Annotated in this window: 13 protein-coding genes, 3 tRNA genes and 2 pseudogenes; 14 read left to right on the forward strand and 4 right to left on the reverse strand. The window is 54.7% G+C overall.

The genetic code is table 11. The features are described from left to right. Positions 1-191: 191 nt before the first annotated feature. Both DXD49_RS09885 and DXD49_RS10040 read right to left on the reverse strand, forming a co-directional pair. Positions 192-485 carry a hypothetical protein gene (locus DXD49_RS09885; protein WP_233541746.1) on the reverse strand — a complete coding sequence of 98 codons (294 nt, stop codon included), beginning with the start codon at positions 483-485 and terminating at the stop codon, positions 192-194. Positions 486-518: 33 nt separating this feature from the next. Beyond that, positions 519-908 (reverse strand): annotated as a pseudogene (locus DXD49_RS10040) (hypothetical protein); the annotation flags it as partial. A 474-nt stretch (positions 909-1,382) separates the two neighbouring features. Between DXD49_RS10040 and DXD49_RS09750 the strand changes: the two are divergent. Further along, entirely contained in the window at positions 1,383-1,610 is a 228-nt protein-coding gene (locus tag DXD49_RS09750) for a hypothetical protein (RefSeq protein ID WP_199568960.1), read from the forward strand. Then, on the forward strand, positions 1,607-1,729 hold the full coding sequence (locus tag DXD49_RS09980; RefSeq protein WP_255413636.1) for a hypothetical protein: 123 nt from the start codon (positions 1,607-1,609) through the stop codon (positions 1,727-1,729). The genes DXD49_RS09750 and DXD49_RS09980 overlap by 4 nt, the downstream gene beginning before the upstream one ends. Before the next feature lie 479 nt (positions 1,730-2,208). On the opposite strand, the pseudogene DXD49_RS04310 reads toward DXD49_RS09980, so the two are convergent. Then, positions 2,209-2,844, reverse strand: a pseudogene (locus tag DXD49_RS04310) (AbiH family protein); the annotation flags it as partial. A gap of 36 nt (positions 2,845-2,880) precedes the next feature. Further along, positions 2,881-3,315, reverse strand: coding sequence for an AbiH family protein (locus DXD49_RS04315; protein ID WP_117794307.1), 435 nt, complete (start codon positions 3,313-3,315; stop codon positions 2,881-2,883). A gap of 572 nt (positions 3,316-3,887) precedes the next feature. Here DXD49_RS04315 and DXD49_RS04320 point away from each other — a divergent pair. From DXD49_RS04320 to DXD49_RS04375, 12 genes are all read left to right on the forward strand, one after another. Further along, positions 3,888-5,018 (forward strand): hypothetical protein, encoded by a 1,131-nt coding sequence (locus DXD49_RS04320; RefSeq protein WP_147347830.1) that lies wholly within the window; start codon positions 3,888-3,890, stop codon positions 5,016-5,018. A 239-nt stretch (positions 5,019-5,257) separates the two neighbouring features. Next, positions 5,258-5,536 carry a hypothetical protein gene (locus tag DXD49_RS04325; RefSeq protein ID WP_117794309.1) on the forward strand — a complete coding sequence of 93 codons (279 nt, stop codon included), beginning with the start codon at positions 5,258-5,260 and terminating at the stop codon, positions 5,534-5,536. A gap of 28 nt (positions 5,537-5,564) precedes the next feature. After that, positions 5,565-5,864, forward strand: a complete 300-nt coding sequence (locus tag DXD49_RS04330) for a nucleotidyltransferase family protein (protein ID WP_117794310.1) — start codon at positions 5,565-5,567, stop codon at positions 5,862-5,864. Between the two features lie 197 nt (positions 5,865-6,061). Then, a complete protein-coding gene (locus tag DXD49_RS04335; protein WP_117794311.1) occupies positions 6,062-6,730 on the forward strand; it encodes a DUF3990 domain-containing protein in 669 nt (222 codons plus the stop codon). Further along, positions 6,711-7,400, forward strand: a complete 690-nt coding sequence (locus tag DXD49_RS04340; RefSeq protein ID WP_117794312.1) for a helix-turn-helix domain-containing protein — start codon at positions 6,711-6,713, stop codon at positions 7,398-7,400. The genes DXD49_RS04335 and DXD49_RS04340 overlap by 20 nt, the downstream gene beginning before the upstream one ends. A gap of 11 nt (positions 7,401-7,411) precedes the next feature. Continuing rightward, positions 7,412-7,597, forward strand: a complete 186-nt coding sequence (locus DXD49_RS04345; RefSeq protein ID WP_117794313.1) for a hypothetical protein — start codon at positions 7,412-7,414, stop codon at positions 7,595-7,597. Continuing rightward, the gene (locus DXD49_RS04350; RefSeq protein WP_117794314.1) at positions 7,594-8,109 is read left to right on the forward strand and encodes a Fic family protein; all 516 of its coding nucleotides are present in this window, start codon (positions 7,594-7,596) and stop codon (positions 8,107-8,109) included. The genes DXD49_RS04345 and DXD49_RS04350 overlap by 4 nt, the downstream gene beginning before the upstream one ends. Positions 8,110-8,154: 45 nt before the next feature. After that, positions 8,155-8,943 carry a DUF3825 domain-containing protein gene (locus DXD49_RS04355; protein WP_117794315.1) on the forward strand — a complete coding sequence of 263 codons (789 nt, stop codon included), beginning with the start codon at positions 8,155-8,157 and terminating at the stop codon, positions 8,941-8,943. A 138-nt stretch (positions 8,944-9,081) separates the two neighbouring features. Continuing rightward, a tRNA-Val gene (locus tag DXD49_RS04360) sits at positions 9,082-9,156 on the forward strand. A gap of 369 nt (positions 9,157-9,525) precedes the next feature. Continuing rightward, positions 9,526-10,683, forward strand: coding sequence for a hypothetical protein (locus tag DXD49_RS04365; protein ID WP_147347831.1), 1,158 nt, complete (start codon positions 9,526-9,528; stop codon positions 10,681-10,683). Positions 10,684-10,801: 118 nt separating this feature from the next. Continuing rightward, positions 10,802-10,874: transfer RNA gene (locus tag DXD49_RS04370), tRNA-Ala, on the forward strand. 198 nt (positions 10,875-11,072) lie between these two features. Continuing rightward, a tRNA-Ile gene (locus DXD49_RS04375) sits at positions 11,073-11,148 on the forward strand. The last annotated feature ends 285 nt before the right edge of the window (positions 11,149-11,433 follow it).

Below are 11,433 nucleotides of genomic sequence, written 5' to 3' on the forward strand. Positions count from 1 at the left end.
ATTGGCTGTTAATAACCGCAGGTCAAACAAACTGTGACAAATTTTCCCAGTAGTCCGACGACCCCTCACATCATCCGAAGATGAGGGAAAGCCGGCGCGTCAACACGCTGTCGAGTCGTCGGCGTCGAGGAAGCCGCGCGAGCGCGGCGCCTCGCGATGGGAGCAGAACGCCTCGACCGCGCCCCTTTTGTCTAGTCTTGCTGCCCTTCGTTCTGATGGCTCTTTTCGTTGATGCTTTCATCGGCCTTTTCGTTGACTAGCCACTTTGACCATAGCGGGCACTTCTCCCAGCCGTCTCTGAAGCCCATGGCTCGCCATTCCTCGCGAGGCAGCCTCTCTTCCATGAGATCGAGGAGGCGCGACCTCCATGGGGTGTCCGGCGCGATGGTCTCGAGCATGTAGCAGAGCGCAGTGAGCGTGCCGAACATCTTGTGGTTGCCGACCTCGTGGGGCTCGTGCCAGGCGGTGTCATCCCTTGGAATCATGGGTTTGGTGCCAATCGTCTTGTTCCAGAGGCGACCATGGTGGGCGCAGCAGTTCCTCACAGTGTTGAGCGCAACGAGCCAGGATTCGGCTACCTTGGCGCTGACTCCGAGCTTGCCCGCTGTTATCCCTCGCGCTCGAGTTTGCCGACGAGTTCTTCTCAGTCTGCCATGAGGCCGCGCGAGATCAGCAGGTCCGCCTGCTCGTCGTAGGCGAGGCTTAGGATTTGCAGAAGAGCTTCTGATGGCAGCTTTCTGGCAAGGACGGGGAAGGCCTAACGCCTTGCCCGGGCTCCATCTAGCTCCGCCGTGCAGCTCTCGAGCACGCACCTCACGGCGGCCATCTCCGATGTTCCGCCTCCTCCCAGGCGACGTCGTGCTCAGCCGCGGCCCTGCGCACGACGGAGACACCGGCCTTCGACGCATATAGCGCGGCGGTGATCGCGTTGAGCGACAGGTTCGACGACCTCAGCCTGAGTACCTCCTTCGCCGGTATCCTTCTTGCCATGATCCGTTCCTTTCTCTCGACTACCGGTATGGCTCTCGAACATGCAGGAAGCGGACCGGTAGGGCGCGGGCGTAGATACGAGCGGCACTCAAGCGCGCCGCGGGCGGTGCTGAAGGGCAATATCCATGTTTTTGGATGGCGGTATTGAAGCGCGCTACAGGTGGTACGGAGAAAGACGATTACTCAGGCTATATCCGGCGAGATCAACGATATCGCAGCCGTGAATAACCTATTTACCGCTTTCTCCCTAGCTCTATGCTGCATTTTTATTGTCGTTACCCTTATGTGTCTCAAGCGTATTGACGTGTGCTATCAAGTTATTTCTCGTTTTTAGGGGCGGAAGAAGTAAGGGGGGCATCAGTCAGCTTCGACTACGTTAGTAGTCGTCTACTGTGGACGCTAAGCAACTGCTGGCGAACTACAAGGACGTGCCCCAGAACCTTATTGAGGTCCTTGCAGACGCCAACCGCACGCGCAAGGACTTTGTGGCCGACGAGGTGCTGGAGATGGTGTGGGACCGCCTGTGCGAGGGCAAGTCGAAGCCGGTCGTGAGCGTGCAACGCGTGACGATGAAGTCCAACCCGACAACTTCCGCGCGAGCTCAATCCAAGGTGTCATGAAGCGCGTGAAGGCCAAGGGCGTGCCCGTGGTGGTCTACGAGCCCACGCTGGACGCGCCGGAGTTCTTCGGCTCCGAGGTGACCCACGACCTGGAGGTCTCCAAGGCGGCTGCGACGTGATCGTCGCCAACCGCTGGAGCGACGACCTCGCGGACGTGGCGGACAAGGTGTACACGAGGGATCTGTTTAAGCGGGACTAAGGGAGAGGCGACTGAGCCGACTCTAGCCTATTGCATAAATCCATTTGTAGAAAGAGCGTGTATCGGCTACGCCGATACACGCTCTTTTGGTTAAACAAGCCCCATTAGCCTTTAAATTCACTTTGATAGATATAATTTCGTTCTTTAATCCCTATCTTTCAATTACCACCTGTGGGAGCCGAGTCTGAATTAGGTGTTAAAGCATGCGCCTGCTAAGCAGTTTTATTTAGCGGGATTTACCCTAGCTCCTGAGAATTGAGACTGAGCTCGCGAGCAGTCTTCGGGCGGACGATTGCTAGCCCTAAAAACCCTGGTGCATCTTATTTCAGGCAAATAATGCACACCAGAAAATTTAGATCTGACTTCCATAGACAGATGTTTCAGTCTATTTTTCAATAGCTAAGGCAAATTAATATTGGAAGGCAAGACCGATTTATTCTCGTCAACGTCTTTAATAAGCAACCTTTGCTCTAGAAGAAGCTTATGCATGAGATTTTTTCCATGGTCTTTATTGTCGAGTGTGCTTCCATATTCATACAGAAGATGCGATATGCGTGAGTACAGCTCTTCACGAATTGCCTGCTCATCAACTGTTTTATCTGGCTTATTTGGATACTTCTTATATAGAAATACAAGTTTAGTATCTCCGCCGTATAAATTGACAGTGTCAAAAATTGATTGGAAGTAGGAATAGTCAGCCCGAGAAAGCGAGTGTCCGAATATTTTGATGAAACCGGTATCGCTGTCACAGAGTTTTACAGTCTCGCTTTTATATGGCTCCAACGACATAAGCCTATATGTTTTTGTAAACGGCAGCGCCGGATCATCTTCAGCGACGTCTTTTCCGTCAATGCCGAAAATGATGTCCGTTCTGCCCAGTGAGCCATGAATATTCCGAGCAGCAACAATTCCTAGTTTCGGATCTTCCGATTTAAATGGGGTCGTATAGTTAAAGTTAAGAATGGAAGATTCATAATTCTTTTGCTGGGATTCTTCAATGCAGGCATCACGTATGGCTGAAAAATACACTGCGGCCTTTTCTCTATAATCTTCGTTTTCCTCTACTTGCTCCTAGAGATATCTCGCAAAAATGCTCTCATATTTTTTTAGCGAAGATAGGAGGTAGCTTGTAAGTTCCGCCTGTGAAACATCTTCTTTTCCGAGTCGAGTCGACACAAATTTGTATAAATCGTCTTTTGGCCGCGGGAATGGAATTGTGCTTGATAGGTCAATGGCCAAACCCGTAACGCTAAACATTCTGTCTAGCCTTGAGCCCAATCCGTCTTCTTGGAAGACGTATGCAGAGATAAGACTTTCTATATCGCACCATAAAGGGTCGTCTTGTCCTTTTTCAGCAAGTATCATATCCCAAGCTTTTCTTTCGTCCTCAGGAATCGATTCAACTGAGAATGACCCGCTCGTCCTATCTCTGTAAAAGTCAGAGAACTTGGACTTCAGTCCGCAGGTCAAGTCGAAACCATTTCCAAGAATTATTAGTTGGTGCATTTTAAATTCCCTTCACGTATGAATTTCTGCATTTGGCTTCCTAAGTTTTACCCAGATATATACGCATTGCTTCTTCCATATCATCTCTTGGAATCCGACGCTCGAGCACGGCTGGGCGACGAATGCCTTCGCGGCTACGTCCGATATGGAATCCGTCATGCCTGTTGTCGCATCGACATGACACAATATCTATTCAGCGATTTGATAAGGGTTGACAAGTCGGATGTAAACAATGAACGAGTATCACGCCATCTGCATCTTTAGTACACTTAAGAAGGAAATTGGTCGTAGGGCGCGACCAACGAAATCAAAAGAAAGCCCATCGAGAAGATGTCTTCAATCTCTTTGGGTTGGAGGCATTTTTTCTTTGGAGGGTGGGCATGAATTCCTAAATTGTCTACTTAAGTGTCTCGTTTTACGAAGATCATCCGAACCCTCTTATGTGTCAATCATTCTTCCTTTTACCGACTGGCAAAACGATTTACACCTAATTTTGGGGTTCGATCTCAGGCTTCTTCATCGTCCCTTGCTTGATCTCGCTACACTAATAGCTACTGCTACCAGGGTATTTCTTGGTACAGTTTCCATTGGCTCTTGCGAAGATCGGAACGGTTATGTTTGCCGCCGCGTTCCACACCAGCCGACACTACATCCTGTTTACTGCCATGGCCTGCCTATGCGTTTTGCTGGGCGGGCCTTCTTATGCCGCGGGCGCGGACAGCCTGTTCATTGCGGGCGCCACGTACAACGAGCCGGGCGTGTCGGGCCCCGGATGGGTCTGGACCGATGCCGACCATCTGGAGCTTAACGGCTACACGGGCGAGGCCATCGGCGCCGACGACGACCTGGTGGTGACGCTGACCGGGCAGAACACTGTTGTCGAGACGAGCGCGCCCGACGTGGACATTTCGCGTTGCGGCATGGAGGTGTGGGACGATCTGACGCTCCGCGGCACCGGGTCGCTGGTGGCCACGGGCTCGCAGTGCGGGATCTATGTGTCGGGGACGCTCGCGGTGGACGGCTGCAAGGTTGACGCGCGGGCTGACGGCGCCGGCATCGCGGACGCGCGAGTGGCCGGCGTGATCGCGGACGGTCTTGCCGTTCGCGGCGGTGGGCGCGTTGTCGCCGCGGGTACGGGCTCCGGGGCGGGCGTGCGCGCCTATGGTGTATGTCTGCTGGGCGGGGCTGCTGGCGGTGGCGCGGCCGGGCAGCTTACCGTCGATGCATCCTGGCTGGACGCGTCGGGTATCGACGGCGGCGTCGCCTGCCTGGGCGGGTCGCTTACATCCGCGCGCTTTGTGGCGCCTGCGGGCGGGGCCTTTGGCGCGGGCGGCGTGGTGAATGCCGACAGGTCCGTGGCAGCGCATGTGTCGATCGAGCCCGTGGATGCCACGACGTCGGCAGGGGAGACCGGTGGGCCCGAGGTGCCGGGCGATGGTCCGTCCGCCCCTGGCACTGACCCCGCTACCGGCGAGCCAGCTGCGGATTCGTCGACGAATCCCACGCTGAAGCCCGCGTCCGCGACTAAGACGGTAACCACGACAACAGTGACCAACACCACGGCCGCCAAGGCCTCTACGCCCAAGGCCGCCACCGCGACTTCCTCGTCACTCCCCAAAACCAGCGACAGCCATTGGATAGCCGTGTCCGCATTGCTGTTCGTGCTGGGAGCAGCGGTTCTTAAAGCTGCACGCCGTTGCTGATGCTCCCGATTTCCGGATGTGCGGGAAAACCGGAGCCCGCCGAGCGCAAGTCAAATTCTGTTAATAAAACCGCAGGTCGCGAAAGCGCAAAACCGGGTTCTGGTCGGCAGAACTCGGCCCCCACCACTTCTGGACAAGGCCAGCTGTCAGAGTTCGTGTCTTATAGGAATAATTTAATTCACGCCGCGTTACATCTAGTCTGCTCCTTATACTCGAATATAAACACTAAGGAGGTAGTCATGTTTTGGAGCTATGTTCAGCTTGATGATGGCACCCAATTTGCCTACTCAGAGACAAGAGAAGACGGAACCGTTCGCGTGGCCGTCGAGCGCCCGGTTGACTTTGGCTTTGACCATGCGGAATGCTTCTTGCCTGCGGTCAAATGGTTCAACGTCGAAGGATTTACTGCTGATGACCTCAATTTCTTGACCGAATTTGTTAGATCAAACGCCCCGTTTATCTTCGAGCTCGCCGAACGCCAAAAAGCCGGACCGGCGGTTTCGGCGCTGGCCCTCTAACGTTCTGCAGTTGAACGGCAAATAGCCCATGATTTCGCCTTCCGACATATCCACTGCGGTCTCCCGCGTGCTGGCTCGCTACGACGTCCGCGAGGCATATCTGTTTGGCTCGTTTGCCCGAGGCGAGCAAACGCCTGATAGCGATATTGACTTGCGCCTAGTCTGCGGCAACACCATGACGTTCGGCACGCTTTACGAACTCTCCCATGAGCTCGAGAAGGAGCTTGGGCGAAAGGTTGATATCGTCACCAACCCACCAGAGCACATGCGCCCGGCCTTCCGCAAAAGCATCGAACAGGATGAGGTGCGCATCTATGAAGTGCTGTAGCAGGCTGAGGCGTTAGTGTGCTCCGGCGTTATCAGCAAGTCTTAATTTTGCCGCATACTTCCGGGCTCGGTGAGTCTTAGAAGCCAGTATTGAACTCAAACTCGGTTCCATACACCCTTTTGCTCTTTGAATACAGGTATCTCTCTAGCGATAGTTTGCTATACTATCGCTAGAGAGATACCTGTTAGGAGACTCGCGTGGAACTGTGGCATGGTTCTCAGAAAATCATTGAGACTCCCCAGCTTGGCCTGGGGAAAGTCCATAACGACTATGGACAGGGATTCTATTGCACAGAGAGCCTCGACCTTGCAAGGGAATGGGCATGTTCGCGTGATGCCGATGGCTTTGCGAATCGCTATGAACTCGATATGGCCAATCTCAAGGAACTCGACCTGCTATCGCCGCAATATTCAGTTCTGCATTGGATAGCGTTGCTTGTAGAACATCGTTCTTTTCGCAAGGACACCGCTATTGCCGTGGGGGCGTGCGAATATCTCCACGATCATTTTCTACCTGACACTAGCACTTGCGACGTAATAAGGGGATGGCGCGCGGACGACTCGTACTTTAGCTATGCCAGAGCTTTTGTGAACAATACGATTACCGTCGATCAGCTTGGTCGATCTATGAGGCTCGGCAGCTTGGGAGAGCAGATTGTGCTCAAAAGCGAGCGCGCGTTTAAGAGCATTCGTTTTGCTGGATTTGAACGTGCGCCGCAAGCTTTGTATGGTCCATTGGCCAAGGAGCGAGATAAAGCGGCAAGGGCACAGTATCGGGAGCTACTTGCCGAAAATCCATTTGAGGGAATCCGTATCGTCGATATCATTCGAGAGGGGATGACGGGCGATGACCCACGCCTACAGTGAGATGTATCTCGAGGATGCCATGAGAACGCTGGGCGAGGCGGTCGATTTTGCCCTCTGTGACCAAGGGCTGACTCCAGCCGAGTTGACGGCGATCCTGTCGAACGCTTTTGAGATGAAACAGTTTGAGCGCGGTATACCTCGCGTCGTCTGCGGCATGGCGGGCGACGAGCTCGCGCGCGATATTATCGCCCATGCGGGACTGACCCCCGTCGAATGCAGGGAGACCTATCCGTTCGACCGTTCGCCTCAGTATTGGGCGGGCTGGGTTTTGGCCTATGCGCAATGGATGTGCAGCCTGGGCTTTAATGAGCTACTCGAAGTCGCTCCGCTCGATTGGATCATTGGCTCGTACCATCCGCTCCACGAGGCCTCCGAAGACAAATTCGCCCAGATTGTCATTGATAAATGGAACAACGCCCAGGCAGACAAAAAGGGCCTCAAAGCGGCACGAAAGGCGGCTGGCCTAACGCAAAAACAGCTCGCCGCCCAATCGGGGGTTAAACTTCGCGCCATACAACTCTACGAGCAGAACCAGCTCGACCTACGCCGCGCCTCGGTCTCCTCGGCATTGGCGCTCGCAAACACGCTCGACTGCAGTATTGAAGACCTCATCTGGCAACCGATCGTTCTGGAGTACGACTCGCAGTCTTTTCCATCTACGAAGCTATAAAGGAGACGCACATGCTTTGGAGTCATGTTCAGCCAGATGACGGCACTGGTCGCGCTACTCAAGAAGATTACTCAGTAGCGCACGAGGCAAATCCAACATTACCGATTTCGCTCGACGGCTTTATGTCGATCGACCATGCAGTTGAGTTAACCATCGCTGCCATGCCCAACGCGCTCAGACTCTTGGAGAACTCATGATGGCGGCTACGCAGCGAAGCGCTCATCCGTTCGCGCCGCTCGTGCTCGATGATACCGGTTCGCTCAAAGCTATGGCCGCTGCCGTGATGCGCCTACATAGCACGCTGATGACGGTCGGGCGCTGCTATACAACCGACGCCACAGGCGACCGGGCCGCGCTTGAGCTTGGATGCATCGAGTCCGTGCTTGCGGGTGCATTCTGTACGATATTCGGCCAATCGCCAACCGATCTCTTCGCAGACATCTTTGACCAGGCCACCTACGTCGCCGAGCACATGGTCAAGGACCACATCTTTGAGGACGGCAACAAACGCACCAGCCTTGTCTTCGCGTTGTCCGTTCTAAGGCTCGTCGGCAGTCCGGTCGTGCTGTCCGACAGCCCGGAGGCAAAAGACAACCAGTACTACGCTTGGATCCAGGACCTCGTATCCGGAAACCGTACGACCAGCGGGCTTGCCGAGGAGCTGCGCCGCGGTTGCATTGCGGGCATGGGCGACCCGTCGCACGTATAGAATCTAAGCATCCGCACGCCTGCCATTATCTTGATTGGAAGCCATATGGAGATCCCCAGCACCCTGTGCAGCAATGTGTACGACTTCGCGTTTTGCCCCGAGCCCTGCTACGACCGCCTGGCCGACCTCGCCGATCCCGAAGACTGGGGTCCCAGCAACCGCATCCTCAAAAACTACTTGTCGTTTTCGTTTAGCCGCGCGGTGTTCTTGACCGAGCGCGACGTGAACCAGACCGCGCCGTCCAACCTGCCGCTGGTGTTCGACGACGACCGCTGCCTGTTCAATACCGGCCTGTACACGCGCCGCTACGAGACCATCTACGGCCTGTTTGAGCCCAACACCAAGCCCGACGCGCGCCAGCGCTGGTTTTTAAAGGGCTTCTTTAAGGAAAGCGACCCCATGCTGGTCTCGTTTGAGTACCTGCCGTGCCGCGTGCGCTTTGCTGAGGACCCCTCCGAGCTGGTTTTTGACTATCGACTGCCCATCCGCTCCAACATCGACCACATTCTGGGCGACGAGGAAAACCTTACGCGTATTCCCGCCAGCCTGATGGGGGAGGGCAACTCGCTGCTGCTGCGCCGCGCCTTTGAGGGTGCCGTCGTCGAGGCCGCCCGCCGCGCCGCCGCCAACTACACGCTTGCCGTGCCGCAGTTCTACGGCGGCCGGATCCAGCAGCTGCTGCCGCTGTGCCTAACCGGCGACAAGCCCGAGCTGGCGCTGACCATCCAGCGCGAGGACGGTTTCTACGCTGCGCGCACCTGCCTTACGCTCGACATGGCTTACAACAACGCGCGACTGATCTGCCGCCCCGAGACTTCGTGGATTAAGCGGTAAATGGTGGTTTAACTGCGGTTTTGCCGATTGCTTTGATCGCTTTGGCTTGGCTAGCACCCACGAAATTTAAATCGAGGGCAAAAAGTTCTTGGTAAACCACGCGCGGCTATGATAGTATCTCTTTTGCCGAAAGGCGACGGGCGATTGGCTCAGGGGTAGAGCATATCCTTCACACGGATGGGGTCACAAGTTCGAATCTTGTATCGCCCACCATCAAAAGCGCAGGTCAGAGGTCTTAAGCCTCTGGCCTTTTTCTTTTTGACACCAAGAATAATCGTAGTTGTCTAAGGCGTCGTTTTTTCTCGCACCTTTTTTGCTGACGTCATTGCTCGTTTTATATAAAACGCATGCGTAATTTCATTGAATTCCCCATGTGATCCGAGCGCAAATTTGGAGACAGAGACCACACGCTCAGAGCACCTTCCAGCGGATTTCTATCACACGACGGTTTTTCGGCAGAACTCGTCAAGCATTTGGTCAGCATTTGGTCAGCTTCCAGTACTTACCCGCATGATGCGCCAGTAGATAATCGGCGATGCCCACAATCCGCACGGTCTATGGCCGATACCACGGGAGACGCAAATGGACGAAATCGTCTGCGCAAACACCGCTTTCCGCTACTGGCGCTGCCCACCGCAGGTGCGCGACCTCTACCCAAGACTGCCAAGCCCAGAAGACGGCTGGCGAGCCATATCTCAATCGCCCTTTGTAGTCAACGTCCTCAAGACCCCGATTATTACCACAACAGTGCCCGGTGGCGTTAACTACCATTCGGGATTACGGACAACGATCCGCTGTGATGATGCTTCGGGGGTGGACAGCACACTGGAAACCGCGATGAGCTTTAGGGTTACCAATCCACTTGCGACGCTATTCACCATGGCGCGCTTTGTGTCTCCAACCGATCTTGTCCTTGCCATGTACGAATTTTGCGGATGGTTCTCAGTCTTTGAGCCTACCGCCACAGCAGAAGCGGATCTAGACAAAGCCAATGACGCTGCCGAGAATGCAACCACCGAATCCCTCTTTGACCTCGATGAAAGCCAAGACGAACCACAATGGAAACGCGTTTATGCGCGCATAAAAGTCAAAGAACAGGTAAACACGAAGGAGCCCAACGGACAAAAGAAAACGAAGGAGGTCACAAGGCTAAAGGGCACTTCGCTCTGGATGAGGAAGCCGCTCATCGAATTACACGAGCTTCATGAGTACGCCAGTAAGATGAAAAGACGAAAGTGGGGTACAAAGTTTTACAACGCCGCGCAGCTGGTGACAGGTATAGCAGCTTCTCCGCTTGAAGTTGCAGGAATTTTATTGCTATCGCTTCCACGCTCTCGCGGCGGTGCCGGCTTTCGAAACGTTTATGTTAACGACCTTACGCCGCTTACCGCATCGGCGCAGATCATTGCAGGGCAAAATGTCTGCTACGGGGATATCGTGATCGTGAATCCAACCATAATGAAGGCGGACATCGTGGAGATTCAGGGAGAGGTCATCCACGGATCAGGCGCCGTGCTCGACCACGATGCCAAACGCATGACGGCGCTGCAAAGTATGGGGTATGACGTCTTCCTGGTTACGCACGACATGCTTAACGATGCCGAGCAGCTTGATGCGATCGTGAGAAGTCTTTGCTCGCGCTTGGAATTACGCTATAGGTGCAAAACTAAGGCGCAAAAGACGACGGAAATGGAGCTACGAGCCAACGTACTGTGCAACTGGCTGGAAATCGGTCGTTAGACGGATGCCCTGCTCATTTCCGGGTGCCCTCGGTCGGCTGCCTGCGATGCCGCCGGAAAATTTTTCCAAAAATTTCCTTGCATCGCCGTCCGAGTTCCCGTATAGTACTTCTTCGCACGGGGGCGTAGCTCAGCTGGGAGAGCGCTTGACTGGCAGTCAAGAGGTCAGGGGTTCGATCCCCCTCGTCTCCACCCGAGCATTGAATGAGGCTCCAACGCAAGTTGGGGCCTTTTTTCATATAGGCACACAAGGTCAAAGGCGGCACCATGATCCTCCTGGTCGACAAGATCGTGCGTTGAACGGGCGCCGCGTGCATGGTAGTATTTCACGACGTGGTTCAAAGCGTTGGAGGCTGTTCTGCCACCCCAACTGCAAGTGCCACTTTATAAGGGCTCTTGGCGCAACGGTTAGCGCAGGGGACTCATAATCCCTGGGTTCTGGGTTCGAATCCCGGAGGGCCCACCAGGTTTTTCAACAGGTCAGGCAATATGTCTGGCCTGTTTTCTTATTCATGGCATTAGTTTTCACTTGCAAATAGCCTGCTTGCTCATTTCCGGGCGCCCTCGGTCGGCTGCCTGCGATGCCGCCGCCACGAAACCGGCCCATCTACTACGTTTAAGCCCGACCCCTCGACCATACCCCGCATTTCGCGAAAGCCGCAGGCCGTCTACCTGCGGTTTTATTTCTGCCCGAGACGCCATGGTCGGGGGATGTCGCCCAAACGTAGTAGATGGGCCGGTTTCGTGGCGG

The organism is Collinsella sp. TM05-38 (assembly GCF_003466445.1).
Classification (GTDB): Bacteria; Actinomycetota; Coriobacteriia; order Coriobacteriales; family Coriobacteriaceae; genus Collinsella.